The following is a 19,351-nucleotide window of genomic DNA, read 5'->3' on the forward strand; positions in this document are numbered from 1 at the left end:
TTAATTACTTTCCACCTTATTTTTCGTCCTATGAGAACGGTAATTTTTCGCAGTTACACCCACTTTTTCACGGAAATAACGACTGAAATGTGAAATGCTTTCAAATCCTGTTTCATAAGCAATATCTTTTAGTTTTTTACCTGGCTCCATTTCAAGTAAATATTTCACCTGTGTTAACCTGCATCCCATTACATATTCCATTACTGTAAATCCTGTCATTTCTTTAAATACATGTGCTACATACGATTTACTCAAATTAAGGTCGTTTGCAATTGACTGCAACGTTAACTTCTTCATATAATTTGATTGAACATATTCTGCAATATTCTCAGCATGTACTGCTTTATCTCCCTTTTTGTTCATCAATTTCATAGAGTTCACTTGACAAAGCCGATGAACAACAATTAATACATGCAGGAGCAACACTTTCAATTCCGTTATTTCATACTTATCATATGAGTCAACCGTTCTTTTCACTTCAGCAAGTTGGATAAGTAGATCCTCTAGTTTTTTTAATTGTTTTTGATCACTTGACCGAATTAAACAATAGTGAAGTTTTTGGAAAGGTTCTAACAGATACATACTATTCATTTCCATTAATACACTTTTTATCCAATGTGGGGAGAAGTGAACAACACTTCGAATATATTCACTTTTCGGGTCCACATTTGGTTTATGAAGTGTCATTCCATTCATGACAATAATATCTCCTGGTTCTAAATCGTAAATATTATTATGAATTAAATATCTGCAGGATCCCTTATGGAAAATGTAAATTTCATATTCCTGATGTGAATGAAAGTCAACAGAGTAATGTCCTATCATTCGATAATCCACAACTAACGTTTCATTCATTAAAACCATTCCTTCCAATGAAGCTACTATCATTTTATGTGATGAAAATAAAAAACACATTACCTCAAACTGTCTAATAATCATTTAAAATTATCTGGTAGTGCTTTTGTAAAACCATTCTTTAAGGAAAATAAAACAAAGACAAATCATCTTTACAATACATTTTTATTGTTCGTTAATGGATCAGCTAATTGATACTTATATTCTCTTGGTGTGGTTCCATAGTATTTTTTAAATGTTTTAAAAAAGTAACTTTTGTTTTCAAAGCCTAACATTTCAGAGATTCTATCAATTGTTACATTTGATTGTTCTATTAACTCGTGAGCTCTTTCCATTTTGGTTTTTATGACAAAATCTATAAAGTTTTCATTTGTATGTTGTTTATATAAGCGACTAAAATAACTTGGATTTAAGTGAAGGTGTGCCGCGACCTCACCGAGGGTAATTTTTTTATCTAAGTTCATCATTACATATTTTTTTGCTTTCAGTATTTCATTTTTCTTAGGCATCTCATTGATAGTATTCATATTTTCCACTAGTTTTTTTACTATTATAATGAGAGCTTCCTCTAATTCGTAAACGCTTTCAATATTATGGATGATTTTATCTGTCATAGACGCTGAATACGTAGTTTCAAAATTCTCTAACGTATTGAATTTTAATTTTATATCCAAGATAAGCTTCATTATCCATTCCCGTACTATACTTGGCTGAAATTTATTTTTATGAATAAACGATATCCATTTTCTAATTGTTACCTCTAGTACTTCAACATCTTCTTTTATAATTCCAGCTTTAAACTCTTGAACTGCTTCTGCATAAAATGTATAGAGATTATAAGTTGAATATTGAAATTGTTCATTTGGAGCTATGGAACCAGACTTATAGTAAAACCTTTGATCTGATTTTTTCACTAATATTTTTAACGATTCTATAAGGTGTGTTGTATTTTGGGAAGGATCTCCAATAATAGATGTTATACTACAACTTAAATATTTTTGTATACCTTTTTTTATATTTAATAATGAATCGTAAATATCCTTTCTATCATTTTCCGATAGCGGATAGAAGATAAAAAAGATATAATCATTATAAAAAACGCTAAAATTATTGCCCTTTTGAGAAATTATTTCACTTACTAGATTATCAATACTAAACTGTAGCAAATTAAGAGTACCGTATTCATGTATCGTATCTTCAACTTGATCTATATAGCAAATGACTGGTACGTATTGTTGATAAGATAAATCTATTCCTAATTCTCTGCCTCTTTGTTCCCATTCCCACTTATCAGTAAGCTGTTGTTCCATGTATGTGTGAAGGAACTTGCTTTTAAGAGAAACGATATTGTTTTGTAATAAAGATTTTAATTGATACCTTTCAAGTCTGGTCTTTTTTTCCTTATCAAGCCTATTTTTTAACCGCTTTAATATGTTAACTATCGTTTCTATTTCCATCGATTCCTTTAAAACATACTCAAAAGTTCCCAATTTTAATGCTTGTTGTGCATATTTAAATTCGCCATGACAAGAAAGAATAATAGAGTGCGTCGACGAATTAAGATCCCTTATTTTCTTAATAAATGTTATTCCGTCTAAAATAGGCATCCCTATATCCGTAATGATGACATCAGGCATTTTATTCTTACAATATTCTAGAGCAAACGATCCATCATGAAAGGAGTCATTTAATTTGAATCCAAGCTCTTCCCACGGAACCATTTTTCTTAAAAACTCAATAACAATTGAGTCATCATCTACTAATATGACTTCATACATGTATCTACACCCCTTTATTTCTTGGAATATAAAATGATGTTTCTGAACCTACAGATTCTTCACTTGCGATATCCATATGAAATTCTTCACCGTAAATGAGCTTTAGACGTTGATAGACATTTGATATCCCAATACCTGTTAAAGAAGCAACCTTATCCGTATTTTCACCCTTTTTTGCAGTTATAAAATGATTACGTAATTGTTTCAGTCTTTCCTTCGACATACCCTTCCCATTATCTATCACACGGATAACCAAGTAATCTCCCACAAAAGATGCAGAAATAGTAATTTCTCCACCCCTTTGGCTAAATCCATGGATAATTGAATTTTCAATAATTGGTTGTAAGAAAAACCTTGGCACATCTACCATTAATACATTAGATGCTATTTTTTGGTTCACTTTAATATGCTGCTGTTGACGGAAAATCATTAGCTTTACGTAATGTTCAACCACACTTATTTCTTCATGCAATGACACAAACTCATTATTTCTTGTAATTGTCATGCGAAGTAGTGTTGACAATGATTGAATGATTTTAGCACTTTCTTTATCTCCGTTCATCGTAATTCTCAAACGAATGGAGTTTAAAATATTAAAAAGAAAATGTGGATTTACTTGAGCCTGGAGCATCTCCAGTTCTGCTTTTCGCTTCCCATTTTCCTCTATTTTAATTTGTTTAATCATGAATTCAATCTTATCAAGCATTTGGTCGAAAGAAGCTCCTAGTAACTCTATATCACCATTTCCTCCGATGCCAGAACGAATGTGAATATTTCCTTTTTCTACTTCTTTGGTCACGTTACTTAAAGTGGCAATTGGTTTTGTCAATCTATTCATTAAATAAATAAGAATAAATAAAAATAATGAAAGCAAAATGGTTTGCAAAACAATCGTTGTTTGAGCAATTGTATTGATTTTTCCTACCGTTTTTTTATATGGGACTAAACTAACTAGTTTCCAATCTGCATAAGATAATGGTCGACTAACTAACAAATAGTCTTTGTTTAGTATCTCTATAATAGTATAGCTCTCTTGATTAGTTCCGATGAATTCTATATAATCGAATTTTTTCATAATTTCCTCTTCGTTTTGATTAGAAAGAATCATCCCATCAGAGTTAATCAACATTAGTTTTTGTTCGTTATTAGAACCAAATTGCTTAAAAAGATTGCTAATTTCCTTTTCCGTTATACTAATAATGGTATAGGCATAGGTTTTACCAGATAGTTTTAATGCACTCGCAATGGAGATTAAATAAGGATTTTTTTGTTTTTGCGATTGAATATAGGTTGGATGTGTTCCAAGCCAGAACGTTTCATAAGAATCAAGGCTCTTTATTTTTCGAAACCATTCTTCATTGTAAAAGTTTATGGGGTCAAATTCATAAGTAGGATAATTTGTATATGAGAAGTCATTTTGCATTAAAATTGTTATATAAGAAGGAGTAAACAAATTAGTAATCCCTTCTAGGTTTTTAGTAATATTAATATGCTGTATGGCATTAACTTTAGCAGGTGATAGACCATTTTCTTTATTGTACAACCTGCTTTCTTTTAATATTCCATTCATTTTGTCATCAAATTGAATATAGTTTGAGACATACAGTAAGTCCTCGAAATAATTAGAGATATTTAGTTCTAATAATCGTAAAATATCTTGTGATTGCTTGACAGCTCTTTGCTCTAGTGTATCCTTTGTTACATATGTTGAAACCATATAAGTGATTAATGATGGCATGATTACACATAAGAGCGCAGAGACGATTAAACGTTGTCTCAAAGAAAGAAGACCGAGCTTTTGTGTAATCCTTTTCAATTTATTCTACCCCTTTAATATGATAATTGAAGAGAGAACATAAAGAATAGTTCCCTCTTAGTTCCCTCTTCATTATACCATTACTCATGATTTCATTTATTATTTATTCGAATCTATTATAGCTTGGATTTTTTCTTTAGCATTCTTCATTGTCGTCTCTATATCTTGCTCACCTAATAAATAAAGCTCTGCCTCTGCATTATATTCATCATATGCTTCTGAAATATATGATTGAGGGATTCCACGTTCTGCAGAAACTGCGTTTTCAAGTGTGAAAATGAGAGATTCTTTGTCAACCGCTTCAGGTTTCGCCGTATTAGCAAGTAAATGGTCAATCACTTCATTTAAGTCAGCACCTATCCAAGATGGAAGTGATTTTTGTTGCAGCATAATACCTTCTGTTGTAAACCAGCGAATAAATTTATAAGCTTCTTCCTTATGCTCTGAGTTTTGCGCAACACTTACCACGTCTCCCTGAATAATTGTCCAAGGTTGGTCTTCTTTGTTATTTTTAGGAAGTGGAGCCCAAGCGATCTTAAATTCAGGAATAAATTCTCCCCATTCCGAAACCATCCAGCTACCAGACGGTATCATACTTGCTGCTTGTGTAAAGAATTGTTGACGATAGTTAAGTTTTTGAGAGAGGGTTTCTGCGTAAGGAACAGCCGTTTGTTCTACTTGTTCCATTCTGTAACGTAATTCCAAGGACTCTTTCACCATTGGGTCATCCATATTAGATGTATCGTCCTCGTTAATAATGTTTGTATTTTTTTCTTTGTTCATTAATTTTAAGATTAAGTAAGTATCCGGCCAAGTGTGAAAATAAGTTCCATATCGTTTGTTATCGCCTTCAGTAATGGTTAATTTTTTTGCATACTCCTCATAATCGTCCCAAGTCCAATCGGTAGGAACTGGTAAACCTGCAGCATCAAGGTGATCTTTATTTAATAAAACTAATGATGTAACAGACTTTCCTGGTAGGGCATAATAAGAGCCATTAATCTTCCCTGGTAAACTCCTATATTCTTCATCTAGATTCAGACTCTCTTCTTCTACATAAGAGTCTATTGGTGCAATTAATCCAGCATCAACACGCTTAGCAAAATCTGCTTGATTAGAGAACATTAATATATCTAATTGCTCACCAGAAGAAGCCAATAAATCTAACTTTTTAAGATACTCATCATGATTTAAATTTTCTACTAAAGGTTGAGAATTTATCTTTACACCTGGATTTTCTTTTTCATATGCTTCAATTACTTTAGTCCAGTTTCCTGCATCCTCATTGTACCAATGATGAAAGTTTAATGTGATTTTTCCTTCTTCTGTTCCTGAAACACTCCCATTCGACTTTTCATCGTTTGAACAACCAATAACTAAAACCATAACTATTAATGCACTAACGAAAATAGCTAACCACTTTAATTTCATACCTTTCTCCCCCTTATAACTTTTGTTTTACTAGAATGATAGAAGATCGCTTACCCTTTAACACCCCCTAACGAGATCCCTTCGATTACATGTTTTTGGCCAATAATAAATACGATTAGTAATGGAACGATCGCTGATACAGCTCCTGTCATCATCAAGGAATAAATCATTCCATGTGCATCAGCAAATTGAGCAATTCCCAGTTGTAGAGTAAACAGTTCCTCAGAACGTAAGAAGATCAATGGATACTGGTAGTCATTCCATGTCCAGATAAATCGTAGAATAGCGTATGTTGCGATAGCTGGACGTACTAACGGAAGGGCTATATGGAAGAAAGTTTTGAAATGACCTGCTCCATCCATTTTTGCTGATTCAATAATTTCATCATTAATGCCTAAGAAGAATTGTCTAAGCATAAAAGTACCAAATACACTAAAACTATTTAATAAAATTAATCCGAAATGTGAATCGAATAAACCAACCCATTTAAAAAGCAAGAATTGCGGCACTAATACAGATTGAGGTGGAACCATATATGTGGCAAGTACTAGTAAAAAAACTACTTCTCTACCTTTAAATTTAATTTTTGCAAAACCATAGGCTGCTAAGCTAGACACAAATACTGAAGTAATTGTCGTTAATAGTGTTACTTTTAACGTGTTTCCATAATAGGTAAGAAAAGAGTTATCCTCAAACCAAACCCTTGAATAATTCTCAATTGCATTCCATGTTGATGGGATCCACTCAATTGGAAAAGTCAGAACATCTTGTTCCAATTTAAATGATGCGGAAACCATCCATATAAACGGTGATAGAAATACAATACCAAGTACTGCCATTAAAATTGTCACCAGTAGTTTAGTAACATCTATTCTTTTTACTATCTGTCCCAAAAATACCCCCTCCTCTCAATTAATAGTTCACCCATTTTTTCTGTCCTATCCATTGAAAAACAGTGATTAATAATATCAAAGCAAAGATGACTAATGCTATAGTTGAGGCATATCCTGTTCTTAACTCAACAAATGCTTGATCATATAAGTAAAAGACGGGTAAGGACGTTGAATTCGCCGGACCACCATTCGTTAGAACCACAATTAAATCAAATACTTTAAAAGAACCAATTAACCCTGTTACTAATAATAAGAAGGTTGTAGGTGAGACTAATGGAATCGTAATTTTTCTAAACTTATACCAAGCACTAGCACCATCGATATCTGCAGCCTCATAAAGTTCTTTGGGGATATTCTGTAATCCAGCTAAGTAAATAATTAATTGAAATCCAATGTTGGTCCAAATTAAAATAATCATGACTGATGGGAGGGCAAAATTCACATCTGCAATCCATTTTGGAGGATCCTCAATTCCTAGTGACAATAAAAACTGATTGACTGGACCCTCTGTGGGATGAAATAAGACCTGGAAAACAATCGCAACAGCTACCACACTTGAAATATAGGGCATAAAGTATATTACTTTAAAAAAATCCTTTAAATAAACATGTTTGTTAATAACAACAGCTAGTGATAACGAGATTAATAACCCTATTGGTACGACTAATAATATAAGAAGATTATTTGTAAGCGATTTCAAAAATACCGAATCGCTAAATAACTTTTTGAAATTATCTAATCCAATAAAGTTGAATCCCTTAATCCCTGTTATGAAGTTCCAATCTGTAAAACTCAAGAAGATAGAAGCCAAGATTGGAAACACCGTTAAACAAGTTACCCCGATTAACATAGGTGCTATAAAGATATACCCTGCAAATGTTTCTTTCCACCCTTTGAAACGGTACTTCTTCACTCTCCCCAGAGATGTATTGATCGTTGAATCAGTATTTAGCTCTATTTTATTCTTCAGGAAACTCACCTCATTTCATTTCTTATACACCTATTATAATTTTCAGAACTGTTTTCAAACAATAAACTATTCTTACTAGTTTGAAAATATCTTTACCTTTTCACCAATATTCTAATAAATGTTTACATTGTCACATTACTATTGACTTTATTCCTAAAGATACATGAGGTAAAAATTTTAGGATTGTGTATTTACGGAGGATTTAACGTTAAGAATAAGAGGTTTCGTAAAAAATTAAGTAATTAGCTTAAAAAATATCCTAATCTTCTATAAACAAGCTTAAATAAAAAACAACCCTCAAAAGAATGGAGGGTTGTTTCTATTAGTATATTAATACATTGACATGTATTGTTCTCTTTCCCATGGGTGGACTTGTGTACGGAACATATCCCACTCAATTTCTTTCGCTTCAATGAAGTGTTCAAATAAATGTTCACCTAAAGCATGCTTCATTGTGCTATCAGCTTTTAAAAGGTCTAAAGCTTGAGCAAGTGTTGCAGGTAAGTCTACAATACCGTTTTCAATACGTTCTTCTTTTGACATTACATAAATGTTTCTGTCAATTGGGTTAGGTACAGGTAATTTATTCTTAATTCCATCAAGACCTGCTGCTAATAAAACACTCATAGCTAAATATGGGTTTGCAGCTGGATCTACACTTCGTACCTCTACACGTGTACTTAATCCACGTGACGCTGGAATACGAATAAGCGGACTTCTATTTTGAGCTGACCAAGCAACATAACATGGTGCTTCGTATCCTGGTACTAAGCGTTTGTATGAATTAACTGTTGGATTTGTAACAGCTGTAAAAGCAGGAGCATGCTTAATGATACCGGCAATAAATTGTCTTGCTGTATCACTTAATTGTAAATCTCCGTTCGTATCTAAAAATGCATTTTCACCATTACGGAATAATGAAAGATTCATGTGCATTCCAGATCCATTTACACCAAACAATGGTTTTGGCATGAATGTTGCATGCAATCCATGCTTACGTGCAATTGTTTTAACAACTAATTTAAACGTTTGGATATCATCACACGCTTTGATTGCTCCAGCATATTTAAAATCAATTTCATGCTGACCAGGCGCAACTTCATGGTGAGAAGCTTCAATTTCAAAGCCCATCTCTTCAAGTTCTAAAACAATATCACGACGGCAGTTTTCTCCTAAATCAGTAGGAGCTAAATCGAAATAACCACCATTATCATTTAATTCAAGGGTTGGTTCACCTTTTTCGTCAAGCTTAAATAAGAAAAATTCTGGCTCAGGTCCTAAATTAAAATCAGTAAAGCCTAACTCTTCCATTTCTGCTAAAAGACGACGTAGATTATTACGAGGATCACCAGCAAAAGGTGTACCATCTGGATTGTATATATCACAAATAAAACGTGCTACCTTCCCTTTTTCAGCTGTCCAAGGGAAAATCACAAAAGTATCAAGATCTGGATACAAGTACATATCTGATTCCTCAATACGAACAAATCCTTCAATTGAAGATCCATCAAACATCATTTTGTTATCTAACGCTTTATCTAGCTGACTAACTGGGATCTCAACGTTTTTAATAGTACCTAAAATATCAGTAAATTGAAGGCGAATGTACTTTACGTTATTCTCTTTTACTAAGGTTAAAACATCTTCTCTTGTATATTTTGCCATTGTAAATCTCCTCTCCTAATCAGGTGATATTTATATTTAAATAACATTACTCACAAATTAATGGAAAAATCTAGACATATCTCCATGTCTTAAAGTTGGACGATTAAAACGTCCAGCCTGCATTAGCTCAGATTTCAATAGTTTTCTTAGTTCGGCATCACTTAAATCTGGCTTCTCAACAGTCTTTTCAGCTTCTTTTTCTTCTTTAGATGATTGTTCTTTTCTTGAAAAGATTTGCTTTATTCCTGCTAGATTAACACCTTGTTCAATTAAACTTCTAATTTCAAGCAATTTATCAACATCATTAAAAGAGAAAAGACGTCGATTGCTTTCTGTACGAGCAGGAAAAATCAATTCATTTTCTTCATAATAGCGAATTTGTCTTGCAGATAAATCTGTGAGCTGCATAACAATTCCGATTGGAAATAGGGGCATTGAGCGTCGAATATTATCACTCATGTTATTCGCTCCTTCTTATTAACTAGTTATATTATATATCAATGTTACGAAATGTGTCAATATGATGTTAGGATTTTTAACACCAGAAACCTTTCTATTGTACTATCTTTACAAACCCCTTCTCAATCAAGGAATCTACTGCTGAGCAAACGGCAATTTTCACATGTGAATATGTTAATCCACCTTGAACGTAGGCAACATATGGAGGCCTTATTGGTCCGTCTGCTGATAATTCTATACTTGCTCCTTGTATGAATGTACCTGCAGCCATGATGACATCATCCTCATATCCCGGCATATAGTTAGGATAAGGTGTTACATGTGAATTAATTGGAGACGCAAATTGTATAGCCTGACAAAATGCTACCATAGTATCTGCGTGATCAAATTGAACAGATTGAATTAAGTCGGTTCTGATACTATTCCATTTTGGATATGTAGTCATGCCGATTTCTTCTAGAAAAGCACTTGTGAATACCGCTCCTTTTAATGCTTGTGAAACCACGTGCGGCGCCAAAAAGAAACCTTGGTACATTTCCTGTAAACTATATAAAGATGCACCTGCTTCAGCTCCAATTCCAGGTGATGTCATACGGTAAGAGCAAGCATCAACCAAGTCTTTTCTCCCTACAATATATCCACCGGTTTTAGCTAAACCCCCGCCAGGATTTTTTATTAAAGAGCCAGCCATAAGATCAGCACCAATATGACACGGTTCTAATTCTTCTACAAATTCACCATAACAATTATCAACAAATATAACAATATTTTCATCTATTGATTTTACAAATTCAATCATTTCTTGTATTTCAGTAATTGTAAATGAAGGTCTTGTTGCATATCCTTTTGAACGTTGAATCCCGACCATTTTTGTTTTTTTCGTAATGGATGCCTTGACAGCTTTGTAATCTATCGTTCCCTCTGCTGTCAAATCTACCGTTTGATAATCAATATTAAATTCTTTTAACGAGCCAACGCCATTACCTCTAATTCCAACAATTTCGTCCAATGTATCATACGGCTTTCCAGTGATGTAAACAAGCTCATCGCCTGGTCTTAAGATACCAAACAATGCTATTGAAATCGCATGCGTACCTGAAATAATCTGTGGTCGAACTAAACCTGCTTCCCCACCAAATACATCCGCATATATTTGTTCCAATGTATCTCTTCCATGATCATCATACCCATATCCTGTACTAGGAATAAAATGAGAATCACTCACTCTGTATTTACGATAGCTTTGCAACACTTTAAATTGGTTTTTTTCGCTTCTATCGTCAATTTCACCATGTATGTCTTTAATTTTTTCTTCTACCTTAGAAATGATTGGAGCAAGGTTTGCTCCATTCTTTAAATATTCAACCATGTTATTTTCCCTCTCCGTTATGCTTATCTAGTTGACCATTAATTGAATGTGTAGGTAATACATATCCTTCAACCTTGTACACTTCCTGTTCTTCATTAAAGCTAAAGGATTGAATAAGAGTTTCTGTTTTCATTTGAGAAATTAATCTTCCTTCACTTACCGGAATATGTACCGTGTAATAATTCATTACTTCTTTAGCAAGCTGTTCGACTCGTACCATTAATCTTTCCACATCTTCATCTGAAAAAGCAGAAATAGCTACATAATCTTCTGTTGGAGATGGCACAAAAGAAGAAGGAGTTAGATCTTTCTTATTATAGACCGTTAAAATCGGTATATCTGTTATTTCTAATTGCTCGAGGAGCTTATATACTGTTTTCTCATGGTTTGCATAATCTTCATTTGAACTATCAACAATATGTAAAATTAAATCCGCTTCTTTTACTTCTTCTAATGTTGAACGGAAAGCAGCTACTAATGTTGTTGGTAAATCTTGAATAAATCCAACGGTATCTGTTAACAGCGCTTGATAAGATGATGGCAAAACTACTTTGCGAGTCATAGGATCTAATGTGGCAAAAAGTAAATCCTCTTCAAAACTTCCTGCGGTTGTTAAACGGTTAAAAATGGTGGACTTACCTGCATTCGTATATCCTACTAACGCTATTTGAAAGGCTTGATTTTTTTTCCTTCTTTCACGATAGCGATGACGATGACGAACGACCGATGAAAGTTGTTGTTTTATCTCATTAATTCTATTACGTATATGACGACGATCTGTTTCAAGCTGAGTTTCCCCAGGTCCCCTTGTACCAATTCCGCCACCTTGTCTTGATAACGATATCCCTTGCCCCATTAATCTTGGCAATAAATATTGGAGCTGCGCTAACTCAACTTGCAACTTACCTTCCTTGGATTTTGCGCGTTGAGCAAAAATATCTAAAATCAATTGTGTCCTGTCAATGATTCTAACATCTAAGATCGATGCCAAATTTCTTAATTGACTTGGAGATAATTCATCATTAAAGATAATAAGCTCTGGTTCTACTTCTTCTACAAGAGTATGGAGCTCTTCAACCTTACCTTTTCCAATATAGGTTGCAGGATGTGGCCTCTCTCTTTTCTGTGTTAAGACAACTGCTACCTCACCGTTTGCCGTTTTTGTTAAGGATCTTAACTCTTCCATAGAATATTCAAAATGGTCGTCTTGCATCGTTTGTAGCTGACAACCAACTAATATAACTTTTTCTTTTAAAACGTCAAGTGTATTATTCAATGAGCAAACCTTTCCTTTCGCTATTTTTAGCACTCTAATCATAACAAACTATTACATAATTCTCTAATTATTTTTGACTTAAGATGGCATAGTTTAGTTAATATATCTTATACCCTAACTAAACTTACTTCTCACGTGAAATCCTTTAACTATAATGCCATATTTACCTTCGATTTGGAAATTCATTGTGAATGAATCAATTTCATACATGCTTATTTTAAATTAAAACACAGAACCTATTTATAATAAAACAATCTCTTAGTTAAGAGCTCGAGCTTTAAATCTAAAGCAGCTTGTAGATTTTTTAACCTGGTATGTATACGATCTGCCAAAAAGCCACCATCAAGACGGAATACGATATTGTTCTTTAATAAATGGAATCCGTTCAATCCCCATAAAAATATAGTAATAATCATCTATGAGGTAGCCTAGAAGTAAACATCACGCTTTACACATTTTAGGGGATGAATCTACATTAAGGCTTACTAAGATTATTCACTCCTTTTCATTAAATTAATCTCATATGCATGAATCCTTAGCTTAAAACACTATATTTATACTTTTTTATCTTTTTACAATAGCTCTTTCTAAAAGCTTTTGTTGCAGCTATAGCTGTTGACATGACGACTCCCATGCAGGCTTATAAGTTTAACGAGATTACCTTCCTTCTAGTAAGATGGCTCTAAATTTTCTCCATGGAAAAAAATCGGTTCATTTCCCCCTACTTTTGCTGCCAACCTGTAGCGAATAGCAGCAATCCACTACACTCATAAAATAAGACTCGGTCTTATTCAATTTAAACTTGCAAAAAATTTCTAACCGTTAGAAAAAGTAGAATAAAAACCTTCATTTCTTCTTGACCTTTTATAGGTAGAGCTATAAAATCAATTCGGTTACATCAATTGACGAAAACTTGGGGGATTTGTACATGACTTGGGAAGTTCTAAGTATCATTGGGACAATTGCATTTGCAATTAGTGGAGCAATTGTAGCTATGGAAGAAGAATATGATATTTTAGGAGTTTATATATTAGGAATTGTCACGGCTTTTGGAGGTGGAGCAATTAGAAACCTTCTTATTGGAGTACCAGTTTCAGCTTTATGGGAACAAGGTTTACTTTTTCAGGTAGCTCTTTTTGCCATGACAATTGTATTTCTTTTTCCATACAGATTATTAAGACATTGGCATAAATGGGGTAACTTTACAGACGCAATTGGCTTATCTGCCTTTGCCATTCAAGGAGCCTTGTATGCTGTAGAAATGAATCATCCGATAAGCGCAGTTGTTGTAGCAGCGGTGTTAACCGGAAGTGGTGGCGGAATTGTTCGTGATGTTTTGGCAGGGAGGAAACCACTCGTCTTACGTTCTGAAATATATGCATTTTGGGCTATATTAGCTGGATTATTAATTGGATTTCAGCTAATTACAAGTGCATTAGGGCTTTATATTCTCTTCGTCGGGATTGTCTTATTAAGAGTATTTTCTTACACCTTTAAGTGGAAACTACCCAATAGAAGTTTATTACATTCTGATTCTGTTAAAAGGGAAGAAAAAACACTTTCTAATTAACACCTTACTTTGATTAACAGAAAAAAGACTTGAAAATGGAATAACTTTCAAGTCTTTTTATTCGTGAATAAACCAACACTCCCTCTAATTTATCCAGCTTTTTTATTTTCTTTATATAAATGATTTACTTTACATTTTATATAGGTTTGTGTTGTATCAAATAATTCTGCGACGTGTAGGGTTGCACCGTAATACGTTTTATCATTGTTCATCTCTTCATGAATTAGACAATCGTACACTGCACTCTCTATATTTTGAAAAAACGGTAAGAAAAGTTTATTATTGGATATCAGCTGATAAAGATTTGATATGAATAGTGGACTTTTATTGAATCTTTCTTGTAATTGATTGAGATTAAATTCAGTAAGTGATAAATCATTTTCTACGAGATACTTTAACTCTTCAATAAATAGTTTGTTATCACTCATTTTGATCACTCCCTCTTATACAATAAGTGTAGCACCGATTAATCACAAATGAAAGCGTTATCACCAATGATTTATATAGATTTTTTCGATTAGAATAAAGGAATATCATGCCGAATATCGATTACTTTCATAAAAAAAGCTTATTCCAAAAATGATTGTAAAAGGGTTGTACTCCCCTATATAAAGTAAAAACGTCTATTTTGAGATATTCTTAGTTCATGAGCTTTCACCGATTATTCATTATAGAATAAACTATATATTAATATGAGAGTAGTAGTAAGAGGAGTGAGTAATGGTGAGATGGAAAAATTATGGGTTATGGGTGGCAATTGCCTCTGTTCTATACATGCTAATAAATGATTTGGGTTTACAAATTGATTTAACAAAATGGGAAACCTATGTTTCTTCCATATTAGGGATTTTAGTTACATTGGGGATTATTTCAAATCCCGAGGATGGAAGAGGTTTTTTCAAGCAGAAGACTATACAAAATTCAAGCTCAACTAACAACTCCATGCCAACACAGCAAATAGAATCTGGTTCTACAGTAAATAATCAGATAATGAATTCAACTCAAGAAATGACCGCACAACCAGAACAAGAACAGGCTGGTCCCGATAGAAAATATGCACCATATGAAAAATAAAGTATATCAAAATTTGATAGGAGACAAAGTTAAACATGTTTATAGGAAGAAATGATTACATGTATAACAAAGAATTGTAAAATAAACTAAAGACCCGAACTATTAAGGAAGATATTCATTAAAATATCTCCTAATAGTTCGGGTTTACTTTTACTAAAATAAATATGTCCTACCTACTATTAATTGTTGAGAAATAGTCCCTGGTTACTCATTTATTTTTTTCACCTTCACAAAACCTTCCACGTGATTTTCAGACTGTACATAGGCAACGATTTTATCGTTCTCCCTTATTTTTTCTGTTAAAGGAAAACTCATTTCATTACTATTAAAATGAATCTTAGTTTTACCATCTAAAGAACTTCCATAATAATCTGAACCCTCAACCTTTGTAATAACATATGTGAATGTTGTGAAATCCTGACCTTCTTCATCATCTATAACCTGTTTATCGCTTCCAAATGGTTTCGCAATCATATTAATAAGGAAAAGAAGGAGAATGCTTAAAATAAATAGAGCCCATACTTTCGCTTTCATCATAACCTCCAAAATTCAAATCTGATATATGAAGTATGATGGATGAATCAAAAAAAGAACGGCTATTAGTAAAAATAAATCAAAAATGGAAGTATTAAACAAAATCAAAAGTATACACAATTTTATACATAAGCTAAAATGCCGTAGTACATCTATCTTATCATTCTCCAAAGTTGTACTTGACGTAGACAACTTGACAACAAAACAACGTCCAAAATTTACCCTTTGCTTACGGATCTAATGTCAGTCTTTAAAAGATGTTTTCATTGATTTTTCAACGTTTTTCTCCTCTTCCAAAACTAAATCCTGACTTTTTATTGTTAATAGATCATCTCTGTGGAATGTATCACCAAGAAGTAATCTCATGGCTTGTGCTCGTATTGTTTTCTCAATTATATTTCTTACATAACGACCATTACTAAATTTTGCTGGATGTATGTTTGACTTTACATCCATTAAATGTGATTTCAGTTTATGCTTTGCATCTGGATCAAATTGATATTCCCTTTCAGCTATCATTCGATTAGAAATTTCCATCAAGTCATCAACTGAGTAATCTGGAAAATCTACTACTAGTGGAAATCTGGAAAGTAAGCCTGGATTTAATGAAAGAAAGTTATCCATCTCCTTTGGATAACCAGCTAATATGAGAACAAAATCATGTTGCTTATCTTCCATGTGCTTTACTAATGTATCGATTGCTTCTTTTCCGAAATCCTTCTCTCCACCTCTCGCTAATGAGTACGCTTCATCAATAAATAAAATTCCACCTAATGCTTTTTTTACAAGATCTCTTGTTTTTTGTGCTGTATGACCAATATATTCTCCAACTAGATCCGCACGCTCTGCTTCAATTAAGTGGCCCTTTGATAAAACATTCATTTGGTAGAACAACTTACCTATTAATCTTGCTACAGTCGTTTTACCAGTACCAGGGTTTCCCTTAAACATCATATGCAATGCTTGTTTTCCAGCTTTTAGCCCTTGTTCCTCTCGTTTTTTATTGATGAAGATCCAAGCATATATTTCTTTTATCATTTTTTTCATATCATTCATTCCTACAAGAGCACTCATTTCATCTTCTATTTCCCTTAAAATCGTATGCTTCATTTCTGCTCTTGGAATCTTCACATCAAATGTAGTAGAGCTAACAGGCTTTTTTTCTTTTTCTTGATTATTTAAAATAATATTGATTTGACCATTCGTTTTATATGTGACTGCTCGATCATGTTCCAAAGATGTACACCTCACAATCGTACCTTATTATGCATCTTACACCCGCTTGTGTTGAAGGTCATTTAATAAGGCTGTTTTCGCATAAAATGTTTATCCCCTAAAAAATCCCATATGTAGGATTTCCCCCTAGGTACAAGGTTCTTCTCTTTGTAAAGAGAAAGCAGCTCTTTTCTTTCTTACTAACCATATTAGCTATGATTGAAGACTATATTCTTTAAAATGAATACTAAATAGAAACAAAGTGTAAGAAAAGAGCCTTTAATAAAAAGAAGAATGTCAATAATGATCATCCATTTTACTATCTGTTAAAGTTGCGAAAACACAGGAATGCTGTAAGATCTTGCGCTTTCCCAAGAAATATTCATTCCTTTATTTATATTCGATTAATTTTATTTTAAAACCAACCTGCACAATTAATCTAAGAATTTCACATTCAATAAAGGCTCTCTTCTTATTATTTGTTTATATGAGGTACAAATGTCTTGGACGCACTTTCGGGTTATATTGCTGGTAAGCAAGGAAGAATTGTGTACTTCCTTTTTTTAGAGTAAATAACCTTCTAGCCGTGGGAAAGCAGGCAAACGGAATTTGTTTGAAAACAACAGCTTATAACGAGAAGATGATAATAAAAAAGAGTTGATGAAAAGCTCATCAACTCTTTTAGCGTCTTTATTCAAGTTCTAATTGAATGTTTTTTTGTGGTGAAAATGTTGAAATAGCATGCTTATAAATTAATTGCTGCTTTCCTTCAGTTTCTAAAAGAACGGTAAAATTGTCAAAGCCTTTTACAAGACCTCTTAATTGGAAGCCATTAAGTAAGAATACTGTAACAAATGTGCCATCCTTACGCAGCTGATTTAGGAACTGATCTTGAATATTAATTGTTTTCATGTTTCGTCCTCCTCTTTTCTCTATACCTTTTTTATTCGCTTAAAGTTTCAGCTTTCCTGCTATGTAAGTGAAAATTTCATCTACCTTTTCTTCATATGATAAAGGTGGAGTCATATCATACCAGTTTACATCCATTTTGTTGCGAAACCATGTAAGTTGTCTTTTTGCATAGCGTCTAGAATTTTGTTTCAACTGCTCAATGGCTACTTCAAGGCTTGACTTTCCTGCGAAGTAATCAAATAATTCTTTATATCCTATAGCTTTTGCAGCTTGACTGTTTTGGAGTCCAGAATCGTAAAGCTTTTTCGCCTCAAGAAGCAATCCCTGTTCCATCATAACATCCACACGATAATTTATTCGTTCGTATAAAACTTCGCGGTCCATAGTAAGACCTATTAGAACAACATCATATAGAAGGGTCTTTTCTTGGTTATTTATGTATTCAGACATTGTTTTGTTGGTTGTATAGTATATTTCAAGAGCTCTAATTACTCTTCGTGAATTATTTGGGTGGATGTTAATAGCAGCCTCAGGATCTACTTCTTTCAGCTTATTATGTAAATAGTGTTCACCGTTAACTTCAAGTTCCCTTTCAAGCTGATTACGAATGACGGGATTTGAAGGAGTATCTGTAAATTGATAATCATAAATAACGGATTGAATATAAAGACCTGTCCCGCCTACTATCAACGGCATCTTGTGGTGACTTGTAATCTTATCTATTAATGGGCGACAAGTTGTTTGGAATTCAGCGACAGAGTATTCCTCATCTGCTTCCTTTATATCAATAAGGTGATGGGGGATATCCTCCATTTCATCTTTTGTGATTTTTGCTGTACCAATGTCCATTCCCTTGTAAATTTGCATGGAGTCACCACTAATAATTTCTCCATTCAAACGTTTTGCTAAATCAATGCTTAGCTTTGTTTTCCCAACAGCCGTTGGGCCAATGATGACGACTAGCTTCTTTCTCTCCAATAAAAACCACTCTCTCAAAACAATTAAAATTCTTCGTTCATCATCTTACCCTATGAAAGATGTGAACACCATTTTATTGTAACCTTTTTCATGAATTTGTAAACATTTGTTTTATACTTAATCTATTTAGTTTACATAATCTTATTATGATTTATTTACAAAAAAATCTTTTCATAATTTGAACCTAATTTAAAAACCATCACACGTTCACCTGATTTAGTACTTATATCTGTATGAAAACTTATGACCTCTTGTCCCGTGATGGAATTAACGATATTTTTCAAATCGTCTACACCTGATTCTACAAGCTCTGTTCTCATCCTTTTAATTGAGTACATCCCTTCTTTTGACTCTGACACAACATATTCTGCTGGGGTTAATACTCCTCGTAAATTCACAATAATCATATCTCGTAAAAGATCAGATTTAACCGATAATGATCCTCTACCTAAAAAATCCTTTTCCCATTGAGTAATTGCCTTGCTTAACTCAGCTTCAATGGAACCTTTTGATCTGTTCATTTTTTTCCTCCAAATAAAAGTCGTGCTCATTACAT

General features: G+C 33.2%; 18 protein-coding genes. 2 read left to right on the forward strand and 16 right to left on the reverse strand.

The window, feature by feature from the left end:
- The 10 genes from A9C19_RS10725 to hflX form a co-directional block, all read right to left on the reverse strand.
- A complete protein-coding gene (locus A9C19_RS10725; protein WP_072579940.1) occupies nt 1-855 on the reverse strand; it encodes an AraC family transcriptional regulator in 855 nt (284 codons plus the stop codon).
- A gap of 152 nt (nt 856-1,007) precedes the next feature.
- The gene (locus A9C19_RS10730) at nt 1,008-2,633 is read right to left on the reverse strand and encodes a response regulator transcription factor (protein ID WP_072579941.1); all 1,626 of its coding nucleotides are present in this window, start codon (nt 2,631-2,633) and stop codon (nt 1,008-1,010) included.
- Nucleotides 2,634-2,637: 4 nt separating this feature from the next.
- On the reverse strand, nt 2,638-4,449 hold the full coding sequence (locus A9C19_RS10735; protein ID WP_083584357.1) for a sensor histidine kinase: 1,812 nt from the start codon (nt 4,447-4,449) through the stop codon (nt 2,638-2,640).
- Nucleotides 4,450-4,548: 99 nt separating this feature from the next.
- A complete protein-coding gene (locus tag A9C19_RS10740) occupies nt 4,549-5,880 on the reverse strand; it encodes an ABC transporter substrate-binding protein (protein ID WP_072579942.1) in 1,332 nt (443 codons plus the stop codon).
- A 50-nt stretch (nt 5,881-5,930) separates the two neighbouring features.
- Nucleotides 5,931-6,719: a carbohydrate ABC transporter permease gene (locus A9C19_RS10745; protein WP_072581843.1), complete on the reverse strand. Its 789-nt coding sequence runs from the start codon at nt 6,717-6,719 to the stop codon at nt 5,931-5,933.
- Nucleotides 6,720-6,792: 73 nt separating this feature from the next.
- Nucleotides 6,793-7,686 carry a carbohydrate ABC transporter permease gene (locus tag A9C19_RS10750; protein ID WP_338022822.1) on the reverse strand — a complete coding sequence of 298 codons (894 nt, stop codon included), beginning with the start codon at nt 7,684-7,686 and terminating at the stop codon, nt 6,793-6,795.
- 387 nt (nt 7,687-8,073) lie between these two features.
- Nucleotides 8,074-9,408 (reverse strand): type I glutamate--ammonia ligase, encoded by a 1,335-nt coding sequence (gene glnA / locus A9C19_RS10755; RefSeq protein WP_072579943.1) that lies wholly within the window; start codon nt 9,406-9,408, stop codon nt 8,074-8,076.
- Between the two features lie 57 nt (nt 9,409-9,465).
- Nucleotides 9,466-9,867, reverse strand: a complete 402-nt coding sequence (locus A9C19_RS10760) for a MerR family transcriptional regulator (protein WP_072579944.1) — start codon at nt 9,865-9,867, stop codon at nt 9,466-9,468.
- 94 nt (nt 9,868-9,961) lie between these two features.
- Nucleotides 9,962-11,236, reverse strand: coding sequence for a methionine gamma-lyase family protein (locus tag A9C19_RS10765; RefSeq protein ID WP_072579945.1), 1,275 nt, complete (start codon nt 11,234-11,236; stop codon nt 9,962-9,964).
- Nucleotide 11,237: 1 nt separating this feature from the next.
- Complete coding sequence (hflX, locus tag A9C19_RS10770) at nt 11,238-12,449, reverse strand: GTPase HflX (RefSeq protein ID WP_233499281.1); 1,212 nt, start codon at nt 12,447-12,449, stop codon at nt 11,238-11,240.
- Between the two features lie 991 nt (nt 12,450-13,440).
- Here hflX and A9C19_RS10775 point away from each other — a divergent pair.
- Nucleotides 13,441-14,082 (forward strand): trimeric intracellular cation channel family protein, encoded by a 642-nt coding sequence (locus A9C19_RS10775; RefSeq protein ID WP_072579947.1) that lies wholly within the window; start codon nt 13,441-13,443, stop codon nt 14,080-14,082.
- Between the two features lie 89 nt (nt 14,083-14,171).
- Here A9C19_RS10775 and A9C19_RS10780 read toward each other — a convergent pair whose 3' ends face one another.
- The gene (locus A9C19_RS10780; protein WP_072579948.1) at nt 14,172-14,510 is read right to left on the reverse strand and encodes a hypothetical protein; all 339 of its coding nucleotides are present in this window, start codon (nt 14,508-14,510) and stop codon (nt 14,172-14,174) included.
- 292 nt (nt 14,511-14,802) lie between these two features.
- Here A9C19_RS10780 and A9C19_RS22010 point away from each other — a divergent pair, with 292 nt between their 5' ends.
- Nucleotides 14,803-15,156 carry a phage holin gene (locus A9C19_RS22010; protein ID WP_072579949.1) on the forward strand — a complete coding sequence of 118 codons (354 nt, stop codon included), beginning with the start codon at nt 14,803-14,805 and terminating at the stop codon, nt 15,154-15,156.
- 204 nt (nt 15,157-15,360) lie between these two features.
- On the opposite strand, the gene A9C19_RS10790 is transcribed toward A9C19_RS22010, so the two are convergent.
- The 5 genes from A9C19_RS10790 to A9C19_RS10810 form a co-directional block, all read right to left on the reverse strand.
- Nucleotides 15,361-15,690 carry a hypothetical protein gene (locus A9C19_RS10790; protein WP_072579950.1) on the reverse strand — a complete coding sequence of 110 codons (330 nt, stop codon included), beginning with the start codon at nt 15,688-15,690 and terminating at the stop codon, nt 15,361-15,363.
- A 243-nt stretch (nt 15,691-15,933) separates the two neighbouring features.
- Nucleotides 15,934-16,926, reverse strand: a complete 993-nt coding sequence (spoVK, locus tag A9C19_RS10795; RefSeq protein ID WP_072579951.1) for a stage V sporulation protein K — start codon at nt 16,924-16,926, stop codon at nt 15,934-15,936.
- Between the two features lie 669 nt (nt 16,927-17,595).
- Entirely contained in the window at nt 17,596-17,817 is a 222-nt protein-coding gene (hfq, locus tag A9C19_RS10800; protein WP_072579952.1) for an RNA chaperone Hfq, read from the reverse strand.
- 39 nt (nt 17,818-17,856) lie between these two features.
- Nucleotides 17,857-18,795: a tRNA (adenosine(37)-N6)-dimethylallyltransferase MiaA gene (miaA, locus tag A9C19_RS10805; RefSeq protein ID WP_072579953.1), complete on the reverse strand. Its 939-nt coding sequence runs from the start codon at nt 18,793-18,795 to the stop codon at nt 17,857-17,859.
- A gap of 155 nt (nt 18,796-18,950) precedes the next feature.
- A complete protein-coding gene (locus A9C19_RS10810; protein WP_072579954.1) occupies nt 18,951-19,316 on the reverse strand; it encodes a Na-translocating system protein MpsC family protein in 366 nt (121 codons plus the stop codon).
- Nucleotides 19,317-19,351 lie beyond the last annotated feature (35 nt).

Source organism: Bacillus weihaiensis (assembly GCF_001889165.1).
Classification (GTDB): Bacteria; Bacillota; Bacilli; order Bacillales; family Bacillaceae; genus Metabacillus; species Metabacillus weihaiensis.